Below are 21987 nucleotides of genomic sequence, written 5' to 3' on the forward strand. Positions count from 1 at the left end.
CGTGACCGTCGTGGAGCGCGAGTCGGCATCCGTGGACGCTCGAGATCGGCGGGTGCACGTGCTGCGGTCGGCCGGGGATCGCCGGACACGTGGACGGGCTGCCGCTCGTGCCGCGGTGGACCGACGTGGTGGTGATCGGTGACGACGAACGGATCGTCGTCACCGCGGAGTCCGACTCGCTGACGCTGCGGAGCGAGTTCGCGCTGGACGGGGCCGGGGTGCTGCGGGTGCGGCACGCGGTGACGAACACGCACGCCGGACCCGTGCACCTGCAGGCACTCGAGGCGACGCTGCCCGTGGGGGAGCGGATCGCCGAGGTGCTCGACCTCGGCGGGCGGTGGACCCGGGAACGGACACCACAGCGGCGTGCGACCTCCGCCGGGAGCCACGCGCGGGAGAGCCGGCGCGGACGGACGGGCCACGACTCCCCGACGTTGCTCGTGCTCGGGACGCCCGGGTTCTCGGACGCCGAGGGGGAGCTGTGGGCCGTGCACCTGGCCTGGAGCGCGGACTCCGTGTACCGGTACGACCAGCTCGCCGAGGCGCGGCCGTTGCTCGGCGCCGGGGAACTGCTGCGTGCCGGTGAGGTCGTGCTCGGCAAGGGGGAGTCGTTCACCGCCCCCGACGCCGTGTTCGTGTGGAGCGACAGCGGGATCGACGGGCTGTCCGACCGGCTGCACGACTCGCTGCGCAGCCGCCCGGGCCACCCCCGACGGCCCCGGCCCGTGGTGCTGAACACCTGGGAGGCCGTCTACTACCGGCAGGAGCTCGGACCCCTGGTGGCCCTGGCGGAGACCGCCGCGGACATCGGCGTCGAGCGGTTCGTGCTCGACGACGGGTGGTTCGTCGGCCGGCGGTCGGACGCGACGTCGCTCGGGGACTGGCGCGTCGACCCGTCGGTGTGGCCGGACGGGCTGGCACCGCTCGTCGACCGGGTGCGTGCGCTCGGCATGGAGTTCGGGCTGTGGTTCGAACCCGAGATGGTGAGCCCGGTGTCCGAGCTCGCGGCGGCGCACCCCGAGTGGATGCTGCAGCGGCCCGAGGACGACGTCCGCACCTGGCGGAACCAGTACGTGCTCGACATGGCGAACCCGCTGGCCCGGCACCACGTGCTCGAGAGCATGTCCGGGGTGATCGGGGAGCACCACGTCGACTTCGTGAAGTGGGACCAGAACCGGGACATCGTGCACGCGGTGCACGCCGGACGCGCGGGCGTGGACGCGCACACCCGCGGGGTCTACGCGCTGATGGACGAGCTGCGTGCGCGGCACCCGTGGCTCGAGATCGAGGCGTGCGCGAGCGGCGGGGCACGGATCGACCTCGGCGTGCTCGAGCGCACCGACCGGGTGTGGCCCTCGGACTCGAACGACGCGTTCGAGCGGCTGCCGATCCAACGGTGGACGGAGGCGCTGCTGCCACTCGAGCTGATCGGGTCGCACGTCGGGCCGGAGATCTCGCACACCACGGGCCGGCACCTCGACCTGGACTTCCGGATGGCGGTGTCGCTGTTCGGCTCGGTGGGCATCGAGACCGACGTCACGAAGCTGTCGCCCGAGGAGCTCGACCGGCTCCGGGCTTGGACGGCGCTGTACCGGCGGGAGCGCGGGCTGTTGCACTCCGGGCGGCTGCGGCACCTGGACCTCGGCGACGCGGGGATGGTGGCGACGTCCGTGGTGGCCACCGACCGTTCACGGGCGCTGGTGCGGGTCGCGCGGACGGAGACCGGGCCGCGGTCGTTGCCGGTGCCGCTCCGGGTGCGCGGACTCGACCGGTCGCGGCGCTACCGGCTCGCCCCGGTGTCCGGGCTCGCTGTGCCGCGCGGACTCGACATGGTGCCGCCGGAGTGGCTCGTGCGCGGGCACCTGGAGCTGACCGGCGCCGTGTTCGAGGACGTCGGGGCACGGCTCCCGATGCTCGCGCCGGCGACCGCGATCGTGCTGGAGCTCCGCGCGCTCGGCTGAGCGCGGCCCGCCGCGCTGCTTCGGCGGGGGAAGCGTCCCGGGTCGGTGACGTGACGGTTCCGGTTCGCGAACCTCGGGGATCGTGAACCGGAACCGTCAGCGGCGCGAGGGAACGTCGCCGTCCCCCGCGGCAACCGGGTCAGGGCAGGAGCGAGCCCCCGTGGCGGAGGACGAGCGGGTGGACGAGGGCGTCCGGAGCGATGCCGGGTGCGCTCGTCACCGTGAAGGTCACCGTCTCGCCGGGGAGCAGGGACACGAGGCCCTCGTCGACACGGGCTGCGGCGTCCACGCGGTCCGGGAACAGCGAGACGTCCCGTGCGTACGCCGTCGCCGTGACGGTGACCGTTGCGCCGTCGGCCGTCGGGGTCACGTCGGTCCGCAGAGGCGAGGGCTCCAGGGCCTGGTCGACGACCTCGGCGAAGTCGTGCACGGTGCGGGTACCGGCTCCGGTGACGACGAGGACCTCGGAACCGGGGCTCCCGGGCGCCGCGAGCGACGTCGGCAGCTGCACCCGGTCGGCGTCGGCGGGGGCAGCTGCGAGTGCGAACGACGAGGACTCGAGCACGGTGCCGTCGAAGGCGACGCGGGAGACCGTGACCTCGTCGGCGACCGATGCCCCGGATGCGTTCACGAGGACGACGTCGAGGCCGCCCTGGCCGCCGGTTGACGGCTGCACGGTGAGCAGCACGGGCTGGTAGGCCTGCCGGACGGCGTACCAGACGGGCTTCCGGATGCCGGCGTGGTCGACCAGGGCCCACGACACCACGGGCCAGTCGTCGTTGAGCTGCCAGACGACCATGCCGGTGTTGTCGGGGGTGCGGGAGCGGAACCACTCCATGCCGAACCGGATCGCGTGCGCCTGGTTGAGCTGCGCGGCGAAGTGCCAGTCCTCGATGCTCGTCGGCGAGGGCAGGTGGCCCCGCATGCCGTCGGCGAGCTTCCGGTTGCCCTGGTCGGCCTTCTGGTGCACGAGCATCTCGTGGCCGTCCGGGTCGAGGGGCTCGTCGTGCACCACGGCGGTCAGGGTCGACCACGCCGGCGGGCCCTGGAACCCGAACTCCGCCACGAACCGGGGCTCCCAGTCGGCGTAGGCGCGGTAGTCGAGGCGGTTCCAGACGTCCCAGATGTGCACGCTGCCGTTCCGCTGGTCGTTCGGCGTCAGGTACTCGTCGAACGAGAACGGGCTGCCCGGCGTGTACGGACGGGTCGGGTCGAGCTCGGCGACGATCGACGGCAGCAGGGAGCGGTAGTAGCCGTTGCCCCAGGTCCTGCCGACGAGCGACGGCCGCCAGCCCCACTCGGCGTAGGCGACGAGGTTCTCGTTGTTGCCGTTCCACACCACGAGCGAGGGGTGCGGGCTGAGGCGGGTGACGGCCTCGCGGACCTCGGGCTCGACCTCGTCGGCGAGCCAGGGCTCCTCGGCGTAGGCGGCGCAGGCGAACAGGAAGTCCTGCCAGACGAGGATGCCGAGTTCGTCGCAGCGGTCGTAGAGGTCGTCGGACTCGTAGATCCCGCCGCCCCAGATGCGGAGCAGGTTCATGTTCGCGTCGACCGCGTCCTGGATCCGGTCCGCGTACCGCTCGCGGGTCATCTCGGTCAGGTAGGCGTGGTCGGGGATCCAGTTCGCCCCGCGCACCATGACCGGACGGCCGTTGACGCGGAGCAGGAACGGGGCCCCGCCGGCGTCGGCCGCGGTGTCGAGCGTGACCGTGCGGAAGCCCACGCGGCCGTTCCACACGTCGTCGCCGACCTCGACCCGGACGTCGTAGAGGGGCTGGTCGCCCTCGCCGCGCGGCCACCAGACGGCGACGTCGGGGACCTCGAGGCGCACGACGGCGGAGCCGGTGGTGACGTCCGGGCCGGTCACGACGGGACGCGTACCGACGACCCGGTCGGCGGTGTCGGCGTCGTCGGGGCGACCGACGGGAGGCGCGGTGTCGGGGCCCGGGCGCGCTGCGGACGCGGGGTGCGGGGCCAGGGTGATCCGGGCCTCCAGGCCGGTGCCGACGGGACCGCCTGCGGAGGCGACGGGTGCGCTGCCGATGGCCTGCGAGAACGAACCGGTGGAGCCGGCGTACTCGACGTCGATGTGGGCGGTCAGGACGCCGGTGGTGCCGTCGACGTCGACGAGCGGGCGGACGGCCGCGATGCGGGCGCCGCTCCAGGACTCGATGCCGATCGACTTCCAGATGCCGCTGGTGGCGACGTCGACGCCCCAGTCCCACCCGAAGTTCGACGCGTTCTTGCGCAGCGCGTTGTAGGGGTGGTGGTTGACGTGCGGCAGCTCGCCGCCGTGCAGGGCGGAGAGGCGCTCGGCGGCGGGGACGGGCGCGTCGAAGGTGATGACGAGCTCGTTCGCGCCCGGTCGCAGCAGGTGCCCGACGGGGAACCGGTACGAGCGGTGCTGGTTGGCGGTCGTCGCGACGACGATGCCGTTCAGTTCGATCGCGGCGAGGGTGTCGAGGCCCTCGGCGACGAGGTCGTGGCGGGACTCGTCCGGCGCGGTCCAGTCGAACGTGCGGCGGTAGCGCCAGACGGTGTCGCCGATCCACTGGGTGGCGGCCTCGCCGTCGCCGTCGAACGGGTCGGGGATCCGGCCGGCCCGCAGCAGGTCGGTGTGCACGCAGCCGGGGACCTGCGCCGTGATCGGTTCGCGGTGCTCCGCCGACTGCCCGGGCCCGGTCACCGCCTCGAGGCTCCACGTGCCGTCCAGGGTGGTCCGCTCCATTGCGTCTCCTCATCGTTACGGGGCCGTGACCCGACCCCTTGACCGCCTTAGTTTACGCGTGTAACAATCACGCTCACAACGTGGACTCTGCGACGACGCAGACCGAGAGGACAACGATGTTCAACCCAACCCGTTCACGGCTCGCCATCGGCGGCGCCGTTCTCCTCGCCGCCGGCCTCGCGCTCAGCGGCTGCAGCTCCAGCGGCACCGCCAGCACGAACGACGCGGCCGCTTCGACCCTGGTCGCCTACACCGGCCAGTCCGGCGACTACCAGATCAACTACAACCCGTGGTCGCCGTCGAACATCGGTGGCGTCGGCACGATCTACGAGTCGCTCTTCTTCATCACCAACGTCAACACGAACGACCCGAAGCCGCTGCTCGGCAAGTCCTACGAGTGGAACGGCGACGGCACGCAGCTCACCATCACGCTGCGCGACGGAGCCACCTGGAGCGACGGCGAGCCCTTCACCTCGAAGGACGTCGTGTTCACGCTCGACATGCTCACGAAGCAGAAGGCCCTGAACTCGATCGGCTACGACGGCAGCGCGAAGGCCGACGGCGACGACAAGGTGGTCGTCTCGTTCGACAAGCCGTCGTTCGTGCTCGGCCCGAACCTGCTCGGCAAGACCTGGATCGTGCCCGAGCACCTGTGGAAGGACATCGACCCGACCACCGACGTCGTGCGCGAGCCCGTCGGCACCGGCCCGTACACGCTCGGCACCTTCAAGGCGCAGGCCTTCACCCTCGAGGCGAACAAGGAGTACTGGGACGGCGCCCCGGCCGTGAAGACCATCCGCTACCTGTCGCTCTCCGGCAACACCGCCGGCGCCGACGCGCTGAAGCAGGGGTCGATCGACTGGCAGACCGGCCCGGTGCCGAACATGGACGACATCCCCGCCAACTACAACGGCTACGACGGCATCACCGTCGGGCAGAACCAGATGGCGCTGCTGACCTGCTCGAGCACCGACCTCGGCTGCGCCGGACCGCAGACCGACCCGGCCGTCCGCCACGCGATCGCCGACGCCATCAACCGCAAGCAGCTCAACTCGCTGGCGTTCGAGAACACCGCGAGCGAGATCTCGCCGACCTTCGCGCTCACCACGACGCAGAAGGACACCATCTCGGAGGACATCGAGCCGGCGGTGATGCCGGAGACCGCCGACACCGACGCGGCCGCCTCGACGCTCGAAGGCGCCGGGTGGAAGAAGGGTTCGGACGGCATCTACGCCAAGGACGGCAAGAAGCTGTCCCTGACGGTCGAGGTCGTCACCGGGTGGACCGACTACATCACCGCGATCGACACGATGACGCAGCAGCTCAAGGCCGCGGGCATCGAACTCAAGGCGCAGCAGTCGTCGTGGAACGAGTGGACCGACAAGAAGACCAAGGGCAACTTCGAACTCGCGATCGACTCGCTCGGTCAGGGCCCGACGGCGAACCCGTACTACCTGTACAACAACTACTTCTCGACGGCGAACACCGCGAAGGTCGGAGAAGCGGCCCCGATGAACATCGCCCGCTACAGCAACCCCGAGGTCGACGCGGCCCTGAAGCAGCTCGCCACGATCAACCCGGAGGACACCGACGCCACCCAGCCCCAGCTCGACACGATCCAGGAGCACATCGTCGAGGACCTGCCCTACATCCCCGTGATGACCGGCGGTACGACGAGCGAGTTCCACGCGGCGAAGTTCACCGGCTGGCCGACCGACGACGACCTGTACGCGTTCCCGGCGGTCTGGGCGAGCCCGGACAACGCCGAGATCTTCAAGGCGCTCAAGCCGGCGAAGGGCTGACACCGATGGGATCGCGACCGAGGGGCACTCGACGATGACCTACTTCCTGCGCAAGATCGGCTTCTACGTCGTCGCACTGTGGGCGGCCCTGACGCTGAACTTCATCATCCCCAGGCTCCTGCCCGGCAACCCGGTGGACATCCTGCTCGCCAAGCTCCAGCAGCGCGGCGGGCAGGTGACCCCGGCGACCCGGGAGGCGTACGAGCTGCTCCTCGGTGGCGATTCCTCGGAGCCGCTCATCTCCCAGTACGGCCACTACCTGGTCAACGTGTTCCGTGGTGACCTCGGGGTGTCCGTCAGTTACTTCCCGGCGCCCGTCACCGAGGTGATCGGCAGTTCGCTGCCGTGGACCATCGCCCTGGTCGGCATCGCCACCATCGTGGCCGCGATCATCGGCGTCGGCCTCGGGGCCTTCGTCGGGTGGCGGCCCGGCACCTGGCTCGACTCGTTCGTGCCGGCCACCACCCTGCTCGCCGCGGTGCCGTACTTCTGGCTCGCGCTGATCCTGGTGTACTTCTTCGCCACCGGGCTGCACCTGTTCCCGGCGCAGGGCGGCTACGACGTCATCCTGACCCCCGGCTTCAACTGGGACTTCATCGTCTCGGCGGTGCAGTACGGGGTGCTGCCGGCGGTGACGATCGTGCTCGCGTCGCTCGGCGGCTGGCTGCTCGGCATGCGCAACATGATGGTGTCGACGCTGTCCGAGGACTACATCACCACCGCGCAGGCGAAGGGCCTGTCCGACGGCAAGATCCTGCGGAACTACGCCGCCCGGAACGCCGTGCTGCCGTCGGTCGCCGGGTTCGCGATCTCCCTCGGGTTCATCGTGTCCGGCTCCGTCGTCACCGAGCAGGTGTTCTCGTACCCGGGCATCGGGTCGAAGCTGCTGTCCGCCGTGACGAACAACGACTACGCGCTCATGCAGGGCATCTTCCTGTTCATCACCCTGGCGGTGCTCGGCGCGAACCTCGTCGTCGACCTGCTGTACGGACTGATCGACCCGCGCACGCGGGCCCGGAGCTAGGGGAGGAGACGACCATGACCAACATCCAGCAGGAGACCGAGCCCACCATCGGCGCGCTGACCGAGGAGGCCGACAGCACCACGTCGATCGCCACCCGGCGCGCGTCGAAGGGCGGCATCCGTCGGTTCCTCCCCACCCTCACCCCCTGGCTCGTCACGGGCATCGCGCTCGTCGCCGGCGTCACGCTGTTCGGGGTCATCGGACCGCTGCTCGTCGGCGACCCGACCACCATCCGCGACACCGGACTGCAGGGACCGAGCGGCTCGAACGTGCTCGGGACCACCCAGACCGGTCAGGACGTCCTGGCCCAGCTCGCCTTCGCCACCCGGGGCAGCCTGCAGATCGGCCTCATCGTCGGTGTCCTCGCCACGGTGCTGTCCGCGTTCTTCGGCATCCTCGGCGCGTACCTCGGCGGGATCATGGACGAGGCGTTCTCGCTGTTCTCGAACGTGTTCCTCGTCATCCCCGGCCTGCCGCTCGTCATCGTCATCTCCGGCCTGGTGCCGCGTGAGGCCCGCGGGCTGTGGACCATCGCCATCGTCCTGGCCATCACGTCGTGGGCCGGGTCCGCCCGGGTGCTGCGGGCGCAGACCATGTCGATCCGGAACCGCGACTACGTGTCCGCCGCCCGGGTCGCCGGCGAACGGCCCTGGCGGGTCATCGCCGTCGAGATCCTGCCGAACCTGCTGCCGGTGCTCGCGTCGCAGTTCGTGTTCGCGGTGATCGCCGCGATCCTCGGGGAAGCGGGACTGTCGTTCCTCGGGCTCGGGGCGTCGAACTCGTCGACGCTCGGCACCATGCTCTTCTACGCCCAGAACGGCTTCGCACTGGCGAACGGCGCCTGGTGGTGGTTCGTGCCGCCGGGCCTGCTCATCGCCCTGCTCGGCATGGGCCTGTCCCTGGTGAACTTCTCGATCGACGAGGTCATCAACCCGCGACTCGCGAACGTGCGTGCGCAGCGACGGCGCGACCGTCGTGCGAAGCGTGCGGCTCGATCGGGAGGCCCGGCCCGCGTCGCCACCGCCGGTCACGACACGAAGGGGGTCGCCCGATGAGCGCCACCGACACCGCACGACCGGTCACCTCCGACGCCACGGGCGACGGACGCCGCCCGGCCGTGCTGACCATCGACCACCTCGACGTCGTCTACGAGACCGAGCACCCCGTGCACGCGGTCAAGGACGTGTCGCTCACCCTGGCGCCCGGCGAGATCCTCGGGCTCGCGGGGGAGTCGGGCTGCGGCAAGACGACCCTGGCGTACGCCATCACCCGGCTGCACCGACCGCCGGCGAAGGTCACGTCGGGCAGCATCACGTTCCACGACCGCGACGGCACCGACGTCGACCTGCTCGGTCTGCCGCACGAGCAGCTCCGGGCGGTGCGGTGGTCGAAGCTGTCGATGGTGTTCCAGGGAGCGATGAACGCGCTCAACCCGGTCACCACGATCCGCGCCCAGCTCGACGACGCCCTGGTCGAACACCGCAAGGGCCTGCCGCGCAGGGAACGACGGGCCATCGCCGAGGACGCCCTGCGTCGCGTCGGCGTCGACCCGTCCCGCATCACCGCGTACCCGCACGAGCTGTCCGGCGGCATGCGGCAGCGCGTGATGATCGCGATGGCGATGCTGCTGGAACCGCAGATCATGATCATGGACGAGCCGACCACCGCACTCGACGTCGTGGTGCAGCGGGAGATCCTGCGCGAGATCGTCCGCCTGCGCGACGAGCTCGGGTTCGCCGTCGTGTTCATCACGCACGACCTGCCGCTGCTGCTCGAGATCAGCGACCGGATCGCGATCATGCTCCGCGGCGAGGTCGTCGAGTGCGACCGTGCCAGCGTGATCCAGCACGACCCGCAGCACCCGTACACGCGGAAGCTGCTGCAGTCGTTCCCGAGCCTGTCCGGAGCCCGCGGGGCGTTCATCCGCACCGGGGTCGAGGACGGCGCCGAACCCGAGACCGACACGCGGGCCGTCGTGGTCCAGGCAGCACAGGAGACGGACCGATGACCAGTGTGACCGTCAGCCACCTCGGCAAGGACTTCCACACCCGCAAGGGCCTCAAGCGCACCACCCTGCGGGCAGTCGACGACGTGTCGTTCGACCTGCTGCCCGGGCGGACCGTCGCGCTCGTGGGGGAGTCCGGCTCGGGCAAGTCCACCATCGCGCGGATGCTCGCCAAGCTCGAGACCAGGACCCGCGGCTCGATCGACGTGCGGCTCGAGGACGGCACCCCCGTCGAGGGCAGCATGTACCGGCGGCACGTGCAGATGGTGTTCCAGGACCCGTTCGCCTCGCTCAACCCGTTCCACTCGATCGAGCACCACATCGCCCGACCGCTGCAGCTGCACCACCGGGCCCGCGGCGCCGACGAGACCGCCGACAAGGTGCGGGAACTGCTCGGCCGGGTGAACCTCGACGAGGACTTCGCGTCGCGGCGACCGCACGAGCTCTCCGGCGGGCAGCGGCAGCGCGTCGCCATCGCCCGCGCACTCGCCCCGGGCGCCCAGGTGCTCATCGCCGACGAACCCGTGTCGATGCTCGACGTCTCGATCCGCCTGAGCGTGCTCAACCTGCTCGGACGACTGCAGCGGGAGGACCACCTCGCGGTCCTCTACATCACGCACGACCTGGCGACCGCGCGGCACTTCTCCGACGAGATCCTGGTGCTCTACCGTGGGCGGGTCGTCGAGCGGGGCCCGTCGGACGCCGTCATCCTCGACCCGCACCACGACTACACCCGGCTGCTCGCCGAGGCCGCCCCCGACCCGGAGCGCACCGAACGCCGGATCACCGCGGGCCCGCCGCTCGACCGGACGAAGATCGACAACACCACCTGCTACGACCACACGGTCGGGGACTGGGTGCCGAGTCGGCCCGCACCGGTCGGGGCACGATGAGCGACGGGCCGACGTTCGTCGACTGGGTCACCGAGGGGTTCTCGGCACGGTTCCGGGTCGGTGCGGACCAGCCCGCGGCGCTCGTGTCCTTCGTCGCGACCGGTGGCGTGCTCGCCGACGGGCCGGAGGACCCGCAGCCGCTCGTCGAACTGACGACCGTCGGGCACGGGCGCTTCCCGGGTGGCTTCCGGCACGTGGACTCGACGATCGGGGCGCGACTGCGCCCCGTGTCGCACCACGTGCACGACGACGGGACCGACCTGTGGTTCCGGATCGTGCAGGCGGACGCGGCCACGGGCCTCCAGGTCGAGTCGGTGTTCCGGGCGCGCGCCGGCGTGCCCGCGTTCCAGACGTGGACCGAGGTGTCGGCCGAGCACGGTGAGCACGTCGTCGACTTCGTGTCGTCGTGTGCGACCGGGGCGTTCCTGACCGACTCGGGCGCCACCGTCGACGAGCTCGCCCTCGTGCACGCCGACAACGACTGGGCAGCGGAGAGCCGTTGGCGGACCGATCCGCTGCGGTCGATCGGGCTCGCGGCGATCGACCGGGAGGCCCAGCACCACCCGCCCCGCAGCCGCGCCGTCGTGCAGAACCGCGGCTCGTGGTCGACCGGTGAGGCGCTGCCGATCGGGGTGCTGCGGGCGGAGGACGCTGTGTCGCTTCCGTACGCGCTCGTGTGGCAGGTCGAGCACAACGGGCCCTGGCTGTACGAGCTCGGCGAGACCCGGCGGCATGCGTACGTGCTGTTGAGCGGGCCGACCGACCAGGAACACCAGTGGACCACCGTCGTCACGCCGGAGCAGCCGTTCACCTCGGTGCCGGTCTCGGTGGGGATCGCTCGTTCCTCGTCTTCCGCGCTGGCCGTGCTGACCGCACAGCGGCGGGCTTTCCGCGCGGTACGACCGGCGGACCGCGCGTTGCCGCTCGTGTTCAACGACTACATGAACACGCTCATGGGCGACCCGACCACCGAGAAGCTCCTGCCGCTCATCGACGCGGCCGCCGACGCCGGAGCGGACCTGTTCTGCATCGACGCCGGCTGGTACGCCGAGGGGCACTGGTGGGACACCGTCGGAGCGTGGGAGGAAGCGGCGTCGCGGTTCCCGACGGGGCTCGGGGCCGTCATCGACCACATCCGTGCGCGCGGCATGCAGGCCGGCCTCTGGCTCGAACCCGAGGTCATCGGCATCCACTCGCCGCTGGCCTCGTCCCTGCCGCCGTCCGCCTTCGTGCACCATCACGGGGTCCGGGTCGCGGAGCACGGGCGGCACCTGCTCGACCTGCGCTCGCCGAAGGCCCGCGCCCACCTCGATTCGGTCGTCGACCGGCTCGTCGGGGAGCTCGGCGTGACGTTCTTCAAGATGGACAACAACACGATGACGGGTCCGTTCGCCGGGATGCTCGACCACCAGCGGGCGCTGCTCGACTGGCTCGACGCCGTGCAGGAGCGGTACCCGGCACTGCTCATCGAGAACTGCGCCTCGGGAGCGATGCGCGCCGACTGGGCCATGCTCTCGCGCCTGCACATGCAGTCGACGTCGGACCAGCAGGACCCGGTGTTGTCCGCCACGATCGCCGCCGCCGCGCCCGCCGCGATGCTGCCCGAGCAGGCGGGGAACTGGGCGTACCCGGAGCCGACGATGGACCCGGAGCTGTTCACGCTCTCGCTCGTGAACGGGGTGCTCGGGCGGATGTACCTGTCGGGGTACCTCAACGAGATGTCGGCGTCGCAGCGTGCGGTGGTCGGTGACGCGATCGCTGCGCACCGGCAGGTCCTGGAGATCATCGAGTCCGCAGTGCCGGTCTGGCCGCTCGGGTTGCCCGGGTGGGAGCACACCTGGGTCGCGCTCGGCCTCGCCGTCCCCGATGGGGACCTGTTCCTGTCGGTGTGGGCGCTGCCCGGTGCGTCGGCGTCGGTGTCGTTGCCGCTGCCGGCGTTCGCCGGGCAGACGGTGGTCGTCGAGCCGCTGTTCCCGACGGCACTCAGGTCGTGGTCCGTGGCGTGGGACGCCGCTTCGGGCTCGCTCGAGGTCGCGAACGGCGGGTCCACCCCCACTGCGCGGGTGCTCCGCGTCCGGTCGCAGGAGGCGGACGCGGAGGCCTGAGCGGGCGCGCGTCGCGATGGCAGGGCGCGCGCTGGAGCGGACGGGAGGCACGGTGCGGGCAGGCACCGTGCCTCCCGTTCCGTCGGTGGTCGCGTCCACGGCGCGGAGAACGCGGGTTCGTGTCCGCGCGGTGACGGTTCTGGTTCAGGATCCTCGGGGATCGTGAACCAGAACCGTCAGGAGCGCCGCAGGACTGGATCCCCGCTCGTGCACAGCGCCGTAGGATCAGAGCAGGGGAGTTGCGGAGAACCGGGGGGAGTCGAGCGTGAGTGCACCGATCTGGCTGATCGCGATCGGCGGGGTGTTCGTCGTCCTCGGCGGACTGGCGTACGCCGGACTCTGGCGGTCGTGGATGCGACGCAGCACGCCGGCGATGCCCTTCGGCTTGTTCTGGCTCGGGCTGGCGCTCGCCTGCGAGGGCGTCGCGGCGTTCTGCTTCAACGGGCCGGTGGTGCTCGCCCTCGTCCTGATGGTGGCGTTCGTGCTGTGCGGCGTGCTCGGGATGTGGTTGCTGTTCGGCGGGGCCCGGTGGGCGACACCGCGGTGGTCGCGACGGGCGGCTCGCCGATGACCCGGCACGTGCCGTGGGACCCCTGGCCTGACGTCCGCTGGGATGCACTGGCCATCGTCGACGGTCTCGTGTTCGAGGTGCCGGAAAGGTGGACGGCCCGTCCGGTCGAACCGGGCATCCGGCTTGAGCGCGACGACCACGCGGTGTCCATCGACGTGCGGTCCTTCTCTGGTGATCCCGCTGTCGGGATGACCCGGCGACTCGGGGACCGACCGGACGCCCTGGTCCTCGAATCCGCGGACGACCGCGTCCTCGTCGCCCTGCCCGAACCGGACGACGTCGTCATCAGTGATCTCCGGATCCTCCGCGATGTCCGGGTCCGGGTCGCGGTCGAGTGCTCGGCCCGTGACTGGCCTGGAGCCGCCGCGGTCGTCGACGGGCTGCTCGACTCGCGGTGGCGCCGTCCCCTCGACGAGCTGTCGACCGGGAACCGCGCCCTCGCCGCAGCCGCCGGCCCGGGTGCGACCCTTCCGTGGCGCACTCCCGTCGGAGTGCTCGACCAGCTGGTGCGATTCCGGGAGCGCGGCATGGTGCCGGCAGCGGCGCGACGCTCGGGGACCGGGGTCGCCGCGCGAGAGCTCGGGTTCGTCGGGCGTTTCGGTGGCCTCACCGACAAGGGCCACGAACTCGTCGGCCCGGTGGTCGATCACGATGCGCTCCTCGTCGTCGAGTCGAGTGACCCCGCGAGCGACGCTCCGCCACTGCGCTGGGCGTGCTGGATGCAGGGCCAGAAGTGCGTCGTGCGTGCCGGCCACGAGGACGGTTCGGAGTCGCTCGGTGTCGTTCGTCCAGGATCCCTCGTGGCACACCTGCTCCGGTGGCTCGATGTCGACCCCGTCGAATCGGTCGGCTCCGGTGAGCCGGTCACGATCACGACGGCGCAGTACGAGGACCGATCCGGCCCCTGCCCGAGCGACGTCGTGTGGTTCCGGCGTGCCTGGGCGGAACCTCGGTGGCGGTCCGTGAACGGCTGGAGCCACCAGGCCGGGAAGGGAGTCCACGGGCTGTTCGTACCGGGTGTCGGTGCGCTGACGAGGGAGAGCGGTGACGGAACGATCACCCTGCGTCCGGAGCGCACCGCGGTGGTCGTTCGGGGTGCTGTCGAGGGAGTGAACGCGTTCGTTGGTCTCACCGACGGCGCCCGGCAGCAGCGCTGATCAGGGGAGGAGCTGGAGCTCCATCGCCCGGGTCACCGCACGGGTGCGGTCGTTCACGCCGAGCTTCTCGAAGACGTGGCCGAGGTGGGTCTTCACCGTGGCCTCGCTGAGGAACAGCGCGCGGCCGATCGCCGGGTTGCTGTTGCCCTGGGCGACGAGGCGCAGGACGTCGAGTTCGCGCGGGGTCAGCGACGGGCCGGCGGCGGCGGGGAGCGCGCCTGTCGCTCGGCGGACGAGCGCTGCGGCCGCGGAGGGCGCGAGCGCGGTCTCACCCCGTGCGGTCGCCCGGACGCCGGCGAGGATCTCGGACTCCGGGGCGGCCTTGAGCAGGTAGCCGGTGGCGCCGGCCTCGATGGCGGCGAGGATCTGGTCGTCGGACTCGTACGTGGTCAGGATCAGGACGCGGACGCCGGGGTCGGCGGCGAGGATCTGCGCCGTCGCCGCATCGCCGTCGAGCACGGGCATCCGGAGGTCCATGAGCACGACGTCGGGGCGTTCGGCCAGCGCCACCGTCACCGCGGCGCGGCCGTCGCTGGCCTGGCCGACGACCTCGACGTCGTCGGCGTCCTGCAGCAGGGCCACGATGCCCGACCGGACGATCGGGTGGTCATCGGCGACCACGACGCGGATCACCGGGTCACCTCCGCCACGGGGTCACGGTCGACGGCCGGGAGGCCCGGCTCGGCTCCGGTGGGCAGGCTCGCGTCGACGACGGTGCCGCCGCCAGGGCTGCTCGTGATCGTGCAGGCACCGCCGGAGAGCGCCAACCGTTCGTGGAGGCCCCGGAGACCGTGCCCGGCCGTCGGGACGCCGGTGTCGAACCCGACGCCGTCGTCGGTCACACGGACGCCGACGTGTTCGGGCGCGTGCCGCAGGACGATGCGGACGGAGCCGGCATCGGCGTGCGCGCGGATGTTCGCGAGGGACTCCTGGACGACCCGGAGCAGCACGACCTGGGCATCGCGGTCGAGCGGGCCGTCGGTCGCGTCGACCGTCACGGGCGTGCCGGTCTCGCGGGTGTAGCGCTCGGCCAGGCGGTGCAGGGCCCCGGCCAGGCTGCCGCTCGTGGCACCGGCGACCCCCGCGGCGATGAGGGCGCGGGAGTCCTCGAGGGCGGCGCGCGCTGACTCTTCGAGGACCGCCAGCCGTTCGTCGAGCGCGGCACCGCGGTCGTTCGCCAGGTCCCTGCGGGCGCGTTCGGTGAGCATGACGATGCCGGCGAGGTTCTGCGCGACGGTGTCGTGGATCTCGCGGGCCAGGCGCTCCCGTTCGCTCGCGACGCCGGCGCTGCGGTGGGCATCGGCGAGGGACTGCTGGGTGGCGCGGAGTTCGTCGAGGAGCTGGAGGCGCTCCTCGGACAGGCCGGCGACGCTCGAGATCCAGACGCCCATCGCGCAGGCACCGATGACGCTGATGCCCTCGATGAGCAGGGTGCTCACGAGGTCGTCCGGGCCGCCGGAGACCTGCAGGCCGATGCCGCTCGCGAGCCCGACCGCGACCGAGAGCAGGACGGCGGTTCGGATCCGTTCGGACTGTACCCAGACGAGCGGGAACGCGATGCACTGCACGAACGCGGTGCTCGGCACGACGGCGGGCAGCACCAGGGCGGCGACGAGGACCAGCGGCAGGAAGGCCGCGGCGGCACGGGGGCTGTCGTAGCCACGGTGGCCGAACACGGCGTAGGCGACGACGAGCACCACGACCGCGGTGTACGCGGGCCAGCGGTTCGACCACGGGGACCAGCCGAACACGGTGATCACGGCGGTGAGGAGCAACGTGCCCGCGAAGAAGACGTGCAACCACCGGTTGCGCATCCACGTCTCGCCTTTCATGTGCCCAGCATCCCACCCGCGGTGCACCATCAGGCGTCCTTGCGGTTCCACCGGAACGTCAGCAGGCAGGCCACCGTGCCCAGGACCAGCCACGCTGCCAAGACGAGGGCTCCGAGGCCGAGGTGCCACGCGCCTCCCGGCTCACCCGACTCGAACGCACCGGGCAGGAAGACGGACCGCATGCCGGACGCCATCCAGCGCAGGGGGAAGACGGAGGCGACGTCCTGCAACCAGGTGGGGAGCTGCGTGAAGGGCAGGTAGACGCCGGAGATGAACTGCAGCACCAGCACGATCGGGACGATGGTGGCGGTGGCGCGGCGGCCCTCGCGGGGGAGCGCCGAGACCGCGATGCCCAAGACGCAACTGGTGGCGATGCCGAGGACCATCACCCCGGCGAAGACACCCCAGTTGCTCGCGTCGGTCGGCAGGTCGACGCCGAACACCAGGCTCGCGATCGCCAGCAGCAGGGCCGTCTGCACGAGCGTGGTGACGAGGACCATGCCGATCTTGCCGACGAAGTACGACAGGACGGGCAGCGGTGTGCCGCCGAGGCGCTTCAACGTGCCGTCGCTGCGCTCGGTGGCGATGTCGACGCCGAGGGACTGCGTGCCGGAGAGCAGGATGCCCGTCGCGACGAGGCCGGGCAGGTAGTAGGTGGCGTAGTCGACGCTGACGTCGGGACCGGCCTGGATGTCGGCGGCGCCGGAGAACGCCGCCGAGAACAGCGCCAGCATGATGATCGGGAACAGGAACGTGAAGAAGACCGCGTCGGGAGCGCGGAAGTAGGTGCGGATCTCGTACGAGATGTGGCTGGTCGCTGTCTTCATTTGTGTCCCACCATGTCGAGGTAGACGTCCTCGAGGGACGGACGGATGACTTCGAGGTCGTGCATGGGTGTGGTGCTGCTCCGGATGAGCGCCGTCGGGTCGATCGTGCGCTCGTCGTGGTGTCCGCCGTCGTCGTCACGCCAGCGGACCCGGGGCGTGCGGGCCTCGGCACCGCCGATCTCGTCGATGGGTGCGAGGTCGAGGAGCTTCCCGTCGGCGATGACCGCGGCACGGTCGGCGAGCTGGGCGGCTTCGTCGAGGTAGTGCGTGGTGAGCAGGATCGTCGTGCCCTCGTGCTGCACCTGGCGCAGGAGGTCCCAGAACTGGCGGCGGGCCTCGGGGTCGAAGCCCGTGGTCGGTTCGTCGAGGAACAGGACCTCGGGGCGGCCGATGATGCCGAGGGCGACGTCGACGCGGCGGCGCTGGCCACCGGACAGGCGGCTGATGCGGGTGTTGCGCTGCGTCTCGAGCCCGACTGCGCCGAGGAGCTCCTCGGTACTGCGGTGCTTCGGGTAGAGCGTCGCGAAGTGGTTCAGCTGCTCGGCGACGGTGACGTTCGGGGACTCCGCGCTGGTCTGCAGGACGATGCCGACGCGTGCGTTGTGGCTGCGGCTCGTCCGTGCCGGGTCGTGACCGAGGACGCGGACCTCGCCGGCGGTGCGGGAGCGGTACCCCTCGAGGATCTCGACCGTCGTGGACTTGCCGGCACCGTTGGGGCCGAGGAGCGCGAAGGTCTCGCCGCGTTCGATCGTGAAGGAGACGTCGTCCACGGCGCGTTTGCCGGTGGCGTACTGCTTGCCGAGGTGCTGGACCTCGATGGCGGGGGACTCGGGCATGGGTCCAGCTTCGCCGTCCGGTGGCCGTGAGGGATCGGCCGGGGCGGTGGTCTCGGCATCGTCCGATCGGGGGATGGTGCCGGCGGGGGAGGTGGTTCGGTTTCCGGCCGGTGACGGTTCTGGTTCGCGATCGTCGGGGTTCGTGAACCAGAACCGTCACGACTTCAGTACTGCGGGCGGATTCAGTCCGTCGGTTGCACGAAGCGGGCGCGGGGCAGGACCTCGTCCGGTTCGGCGGTCCGCACGCTCGTGATGATCGTGGCCTCGCCGTGCTCGTACGAACGGCGCGCGATGCCGTCGCGCTCGTCGATCACCAGCGTCGTGCGGAACGCCGGGTCCTCGTGGTGCTCGAACGTCAGCAGGATCGAGTGCTCGCCGATGTGCTGGATCAGGATCGGGTGGAAGCTCTCGGAGCCTCGCCCCCATCGCACCATCAGCTCCGGCACGGCCATCCGGACGACGGAAGACGAAGCCATGCTCCGGGCGAACGGCACCTCGTGCGGACCGTCGTCGGGCTCGTGCAGCACGCCCTCGCGGTAGGAGACCGGCTTGGCGCGCTGGCGGACCAGGGTCCAGGTCTGCGCGGCCTCGTCGATGTCGACGCGGAACTGCCAGAACTTCTGCCGGGACTCCTGGTGGATGCCCTCGAGGACGTACCGGGCGGGTCGGCGGAGGGCGGCGAGCTCCTCGGCGATCGCGGGACCGTCGGACCGCGTGAGGAGTTCGTCGAAACGCACGGTGCCAGCATGGCGCACCACGTGCCGTGGACCGCACCCCCTGACGGGCGGGAGGCGCGGGGCGGGGTGGTGCCGGGCCTCCAGGCCGTGGGGTGGTCGCGTCAGGTTGCGTCAAGCAACGTGCGCGTAGACCGGGAGGATGCAGGTCGTCGGAGTCGAACAGTTCGGAGGGCCCGAGGCCCTCGCCGTCCACGAGGTGCCGGAGCCGCACGCCGGTGCGGGATCCGTGCGGATCCGGGTGCAGGCGTTCGCCGTGAACCCGACCGACACGGGGGTGCGTGCCGGACAGCGGGACAGCTCGCAGGTCTCGCCGCCGTACGTGCCGGGGATGGACGCCGCCGGCGTCATCGACGAGGTCGGGCCCGACGTCACCGGCTGGCAGGTCGGCGACGAGGTCATGGCGATGGCGCTGCCGCTCAGTGCCCACGGTGGCGCCTCCGTGCAGGAGCTCGTCGCGCCGGTGGGGTCGTTCACGCGGATCCCGCGCGGGACGTCTCTTCCGCTCGCCTCCACGGTGCCCATGAACGGGCTGACGGCGTTGCAGATCCTGTCGCACGCCTCGCTCGCGCCGGGGCAGACGCTCGCCGTGACCGGGGCTGCCGGGCTGCTCGGGAACTACGTGGTGCAGCTGGCGAAGGCCGCCGGGCTGACCGTGATCGCGGATGCTGCTCCGGCGGACGAAGCACTGGTCCGGTCGCTCGGGCCGGACCACGTGGTGCCGCGAGGCGCTTCCTTCGCCTCCGCTGTCCGTGAACTCGTGCCGGACGGGGCCGATGCGCTCGCCGATGCGGCCGTGCAGCGCGACGAGGTGGTGGACGCCGTTCGCGACGGGGGAGTCTTCTTCGACGTGCGGGGGTGGCAGGGCAACGGGGCTCGGGGGATCGAGTTCGTGCAGATCATGGTGTTCTCGGAGTACCGGTCGTTCGACAAGCTCGAGCAGCTGCGGCACGCGGTGGAGAGTGGGACGTTGACGCCGCGGGTGGCCGAGGTGCTGCCGGCTGCGCGGGCTGTGGAGGCGCATGAGCGGTTGGAGGCTGGGGGGACGCGGGGGCGGTTCGTGCTGACGTGGTGAGTTGACGTCGGTGTGACGGGCGGACGGGAGGCGCGGTGCCGGGTGGTGCCGCGCCTTCCGCCGTTCGGCGGCAACTCTCTCGAACGCCGTTGCATGAGGTATCAAATATCAGTAGGTTGCTCTCGTGCACAGCACAGTGGCTGTGTCGGGAGGGACAAACTTGAACATCCAGAAGCTCCACCGTCCGCGGGTTGCCGTGCTCGGATTCGTGACTGCCATCCTGCTGCTCGCGGCATCGCTCGTCGGTTCGCCAGCCGCGGCGACGGCCGTCGAACCGGTGGTAGCTGCGAGCAGCACATCGGGCCTCTCAGAACAGGATCTGCTGCTCGTCGACGGGGCGCTGTTCGGTGTCGGCCCCGTTGCGAAGCAGCTCGGCACGAGCATCGAACCAGTCTTCTCCGGCGATGACTTGGAGCGAGTCACGGCCTACGCGCGTGAATCCCGTGAAGGACTCGTCGCATCGAACCCCGATGCGGTCGAGCGCGCTGTGGCCAACATTCGGTCGGGATCGGTGAACTCCGTTGCGAAGGGCTTCGAACAGCTCGGGGGAGCCTTCAACTCCTACATCAGCGAGACGTACACCGAGGAAGAGTTGAACGCAGCCAAGGAGGAGTACAGCTCGACGCCGGCCGTACCGATGTGTGGAGCAGTCGCCGCCTGTGTCGCAGCAGTTGCCTTCGCCGTCTACGCAGCAGCTGCCGTTCACAATGCTGCGGTCATCACAGCGGCCGCTGCTGTCCTCGTGTCCGTGTATGCGTGGTGCGGAGCCTGGACCGGTTGCGGGCGCAGCGGCCAAGCAACCGGGAATGACCGGGTGAAGCAGGAGAAGTTCCTGGCCAACGCAACCCGCGTCGGTCAGAGGCTGCCCGCGTGAGTCTGAAGCTCGCCGAGACGACCGTGGTCACGGTGGCAGCTCTTGCCGTGGCCACGGTCGCCTTCGCATCACTCCCGATCAGTACCCACGCGTCGGGATTCGTTGCTGACGGTCTGCGTGCTGTCAGCGAGATCACGCCGCAAGGATGGGGCTTCTTCACCCGTGACCCGCGCTCTCCGATCACGCAAGCCCGCGTCCGCACCGCGGATGGAGAGTGGAAGACCGTGAATCGGGGTCCGAACGCGACCCTGCGGAACGCGTTCGGGTTCAACCGGTCGTCGCGACTCGACGAGTACGACGTGTCCCAGGTCACCGGGTCTCGCGACATCGATGAACTCTGGTCGGACTGCACAGGAAACTCGATCGCGGAGTGCGCCCAGCGTGCTGCGTCAGAGCGCGGTGTTCAGGAGTGGACGGCCGAAGGCTACGACCTCCGGCTCTGCGGGGAGGTCCTCTTGCTCGCCGTGGATCCGGTGCCGATCGACTTCGCTGGCCTGCAGTACGACTCCTCGACGAAGGCCATCCGCGCGACTGTCCGATGCGATGCTCTGGAGGATCAGCAATGACCTCTGCCGCCACACTGCAACGTCACGACGGTGCCGGAGAGGGCGGGCGAGGGCCCTTCGCGCCGTACGTGTCGGCCGTCAGCCCGTTCACGCCGGTACTCGGGCTCGTGCGATCAGCGATCGCAGCAGCCGCCTTGCTCACGCTCGTGTTCACCCCGACCGATCAGCTCTTCTTTCGGAGCTCGACGTTCCCGACCGGTGCGAACTGCGGGAACAGCATGTCGTGGATGTCCTTGTTCTGCATCGGGTCCTCCAGCGGGCATCTCGAACTGACGAAGTGGGTCGCGGTTTCCGTACTCGCCATCGTCGTCACCGGACTGTTGCCGGCGATCACTGCCCTTCCACACTGGTGGGTGACGTGGAGCCTCATGAGCTCGAGTACAGCCGTCGACGGCGGCGAACACCTCGCCGCGAACCTGACACTCATCCTCGTTCCGCTCGTACTGCTCGACCGCCGTCGCTGGCACTGGACACCTGACAGGCGGTATGTAAGCCGTTCTTCGTGGGTAGCCGTGATCGGGTACACCACCCTCGGGCTCTGGACTCTCCAGATGATGGGCGTGTACTTCCAGGCCAGCGTGGCGAAGTTCTCCGTCCTGGAGTGGTCGGACGGGACGGCGCTCTGGTACTGGATGCAGAACCCGGTCTTCGCCCCGGCCGGAGCCGTCGGGCACCTTGTCCGGAACGCGCTCCAGTGGTTACCACTCACCGTCATCGCGACCTACGGCACGCTCGCGCTGCAGCTCGCTCTGGTCGGCGCTGTCTTCATGCCGCGCAGGCCTCGGCATCTGCTCCTGGCCCTCGCTGTCGCGTTCCACCTGGCGATCGCTGTGCTGATGGGCCTGTGGAGCTTCTCGATCATCATGATCGCGGCAGACCTGCTGTTGCTCCTCCGCCCCCACGAATCCGAGAGCGTCGCTCGTGCCCTTCACATGGGCTCACGAAACGAACGGCAGGTGAACCATGTCAGCGCCTGACGGGTCCTTCCGAAGCCCAG

19 protein-coding genes are annotated in these 21987 nt (G+C 70.5%); 13 read left to right on the forward strand and 6 right to left on the reverse strand.

All coding sequences use genetic code 11. The features are described from left to right. Positions 1 to 89: 89 nt before the first annotated feature. Positions 90 to 1961: an alpha-galactosidase gene (locus KK097_RS13735; RefSeq protein WP_307858799.1), complete on the forward strand. Its 1872-nt coding sequence runs from the start codon at positions 90 to 92 to the stop codon at positions 1959 to 1961. Positions 1962 to 2100: 139 nt separating this feature from the next. On the opposite strand, the gene KK097_RS13740 is transcribed toward KK097_RS13735, so the two are convergent. Continuing rightward, positions 2101 to 4689 carry a glycoside hydrolase family 2 protein gene (locus KK097_RS13740; protein ID WP_214545199.1) on the reverse strand — a complete coding sequence of 863 codons (2589 nt, stop codon included), beginning with the start codon at positions 4687 to 4689 and terminating at the stop codon, positions 2101 to 2103. Between the two features lie 116 nt (positions 4690 to 4805). Between KK097_RS13740 and KK097_RS13745 the strand changes: the two genes are divergently transcribed. From KK097_RS13745 to KK097_RS13780, 8 genes are all read left to right on the forward strand, one after another. Continuing rightward, complete coding sequence (locus KK097_RS13745; protein ID WP_214545200.1) at positions 4806 to 6491, forward strand: ABC transporter substrate-binding protein; 1686 nt, start codon at positions 4806 to 4808, stop codon at positions 6489 to 6491. A 34-nt stretch (positions 6492 to 6525) separates the two neighbouring features. Next, positions 6526 to 7515 (forward strand): ABC transporter permease, encoded by a 990-nt coding sequence (locus tag KK097_RS13750; RefSeq protein WP_071247140.1) that lies wholly within the window; start codon positions 6526 to 6528, stop codon positions 7513 to 7515. 14 nt (positions 7516 to 7529) lie between these two features. Then, entirely contained in the window at positions 7530 to 8570 is a 1041-nt protein-coding gene (locus KK097_RS13755; protein WP_214531542.1) for an ABC transporter permease, read from the forward strand. Next, positions 8567 to 9523: an ABC transporter ATP-binding protein gene (locus tag KK097_RS13760; RefSeq protein WP_214531543.1), complete on the forward strand. Its 957-nt coding sequence runs from the start codon at positions 8567 to 8569 to the stop codon at positions 9521 to 9523. Before KK097_RS13755 ends, KK097_RS13760 begins: the two co-directional genes overlap by 4 nt. Next, on the forward strand, positions 9520 to 10413 hold the full coding sequence (locus KK097_RS13765; protein ID WP_214531544.1) for an ABC transporter ATP-binding protein: 894 nt from the start codon (positions 9520 to 9522) through the stop codon (positions 10411 to 10413). The genes KK097_RS13760 and KK097_RS13765 overlap by 4 nt, the downstream gene beginning before the upstream one ends. Continuing rightward, positions 10410 to 12518 carry a glycoside hydrolase family 36 protein gene (locus KK097_RS13770; protein WP_214545201.1) on the forward strand — a complete coding sequence of 703 codons (2109 nt, stop codon included), beginning with the start codon at positions 10410 to 10412 and terminating at the stop codon, positions 12516 to 12518. The genes KK097_RS13765 and KK097_RS13770 overlap by 4 nt, the downstream gene beginning before the upstream one ends. A 265-nt stretch (positions 12519 to 12783) precedes the next feature. Continuing rightward, positions 12784 to 13089: a hypothetical protein gene (locus KK097_RS13775; protein WP_111058151.1), complete on the forward strand. Its 306-nt coding sequence runs from the start codon at positions 12784 to 12786 to the stop codon at positions 13087 to 13089. Next, entirely contained in the window at positions 13047 to 14246 is a 1200-nt protein-coding gene (locus KK097_RS13780; protein ID WP_214545202.1) for a hypothetical protein, read from the forward strand. Before KK097_RS13775 ends, KK097_RS13780 begins: the two co-directional genes overlap by 43 nt. Here KK097_RS13780 and KK097_RS13785 read toward each other — a convergent pair whose 3' ends face one another. The 5 genes from KK097_RS13785 to KK097_RS13805 form a co-directional block, all read right to left on the reverse strand. Next, positions 14247 to 14879 (reverse strand): response regulator transcription factor, encoded by a 633-nt coding sequence (locus KK097_RS13785; RefSeq protein ID WP_214527640.1) that lies wholly within the window; start codon positions 14877 to 14879, stop codon positions 14247 to 14249. It abuts the gene before it with no gap. Beyond that, on the reverse strand, positions 14876 to 16078 hold the full coding sequence (locus KK097_RS18735; RefSeq protein WP_214545203.1) for a sensor histidine kinase: 1203 nt from the start codon (positions 16076 to 16078) through the stop codon (positions 14876 to 14878). The genes KK097_RS13785 and KK097_RS18735 overlap by 4 nt, the downstream gene beginning before the upstream one ends. Before the next feature lie 29 nt (positions 16079 to 16107). Further along, the gene (locus KK097_RS13795) at positions 16108 to 16905 is read right to left on the reverse strand and encodes an ABC transporter permease (RefSeq protein WP_214545204.1); all 798 of its coding nucleotides are present in this window, start codon (positions 16903 to 16905) and stop codon (positions 16108 to 16110) included. Beyond that, on the reverse strand, positions 16902 to 17741 hold the full coding sequence (locus tag KK097_RS13800) for an ABC transporter ATP-binding protein (RefSeq protein ID WP_250896764.1): 840 nt from the start codon (positions 17739 to 17741) through the stop codon (positions 16902 to 16904). Before KK097_RS13800 ends, KK097_RS13795 begins: the two co-directional genes overlap by 4 nt. A 182-nt stretch (positions 17742 to 17923) precedes the next feature. Next, complete coding sequence (locus KK097_RS13805) at positions 17924 to 18478, reverse strand: hypothetical protein (RefSeq protein ID WP_214545205.1); 555 nt, start codon at positions 18476 to 18478, stop codon at positions 17924 to 17926. Positions 18479 to 18617: 139 nt separating this feature from the next. Between KK097_RS13805 and KK097_RS13810 the strand changes: the two genes are divergently transcribed. The 4 genes from KK097_RS13810 (at position 18618) to KK097_RS13825 (ending at position 21967) form a co-directional block, all read left to right on the forward strand. After that, positions 18618 to 19550, forward strand: coding sequence for an NADP-dependent oxidoreductase (locus KK097_RS13810; protein WP_214545206.1), 933 nt, complete (start codon positions 18618 to 18620; stop codon positions 19548 to 19550). Positions 19551 to 19710: 160 nt separating this feature from the next. After that, a complete protein-coding gene (locus tag KK097_RS13815) occupies positions 19711 to 20424 on the forward strand; it encodes a sporulation delaying protein family toxin (RefSeq protein ID WP_214545207.1) in 714 nt (237 codons plus the stop codon). After that, positions 20421 to 20990, forward strand: a complete 570-nt coding sequence (locus tag KK097_RS13820; RefSeq protein ID WP_214545208.1) for an SdpA family antimicrobial peptide system protein — start codon at positions 20421 to 20423, stop codon at positions 20988 to 20990. The genes KK097_RS13815 and KK097_RS13820 overlap by 4 nt, the downstream gene beginning before the upstream one ends. Next, positions 20987 to 21967 carry a sporulation-delaying protein SdpB family protein gene (locus KK097_RS13825; RefSeq protein ID WP_214545209.1) on the forward strand — a complete coding sequence of 327 codons (981 nt, stop codon included), beginning with the start codon at positions 20987 to 20989 and terminating at the stop codon, positions 21965 to 21967. The genes KK097_RS13820 and KK097_RS13825 overlap by 4 nt, the downstream gene beginning before the upstream one ends. Positions 21968 to 21987: the final 20 nt, after the last annotated feature.

It is taken from the genome of Curtobacterium flaccumfaciens, from assembly GCF_018598405.1.
GTDB classification, from domain to species: Bacteria; Actinomycetota; Actinomycetes; order Actinomycetales; family Microbacteriaceae; genus Curtobacterium; species Curtobacterium aurantiacum.

Bases quoted from the DNA above. Each gene is read 5' to 3' on its own strand.
- KK097_RS13740 (WP_214545199.1), bottom strand. From the start codon at position 4,689: ATGGAGCGGACCACCCTGGACGGCACGTGGAGCCTCGAGGCGGTGACC.
- KK097_RS13745 (WP_214545200.1), top strand. From the start codon at position 4,806: ATGTTCAACCCAACCCGTTCACGGCTCGCCATCGGCGGCGCCGTTCTC.
- KK097_RS13750 (WP_071247140.1), top strand. From the start codon at position 6,526: ATGACCTACTTCCTGCGCAAGATCGGCTTCTACGTCGTCGCACTGTGG.
- KK097_RS13755 (WP_214531542.1), top strand. From the start codon at position 7,530: ATGACCAACATCCAGCAGGAGACCGAGCCCACCATCGGCGCGCTGACC.
- KK097_RS13760 (WP_214531543.1), top strand. From the start codon at position 8,567: ATGAGCGCCACCGACACCGCACGACCGGTCACCTCCGACGCCACGGGC.
- KK097_RS13765 (WP_214531544.1), top strand. From the start codon at position 9,520: ATGACCAGTGTGACCGTCAGCCACCTCGGCAAGGACTTCCACACCCGC.
- KK097_RS13770 (WP_214545201.1), top strand. From the start codon at position 10,410: ATGAGCGACGGGCCGACGTTCGTCGACTGGGTCACCGAGGGGTTCTCG.
- KK097_RS18735 (WP_214545203.1), bottom strand. From the start codon at position 16,078: ATGAAAGGCGAGACGTGGATGCGCAACCGGTGGTTGCACGTCTTCTTC.
- KK097_RS13795 (WP_214545204.1), bottom strand. From the start codon at position 16,905: ATGAAGACAGCGACCAGCCACATCTCGTACGAGATCCGCACCTACTTC.
- KK097_RS13800 (WP_250896764.1), bottom strand. From the start codon at position 17,741: ATGCCCGAGTCCCCCGCCATCGAGGTCCAGCACCTCGGCAAGCAGTAC.
- KK097_RS13810 (WP_214545206.1), top strand. From the start codon at position 18,618: ATGCAGGTCGTCGGAGTCGAACAGTTCGGAGGGCCCGAGGCCCTCGCC.
- KK097_RS13825 (WP_214545209.1), top strand. From the start codon at position 20,987: ATGACCTCTGCCGCCACACTGCAACGTCACGACGGTGCCGGAGAGGGC.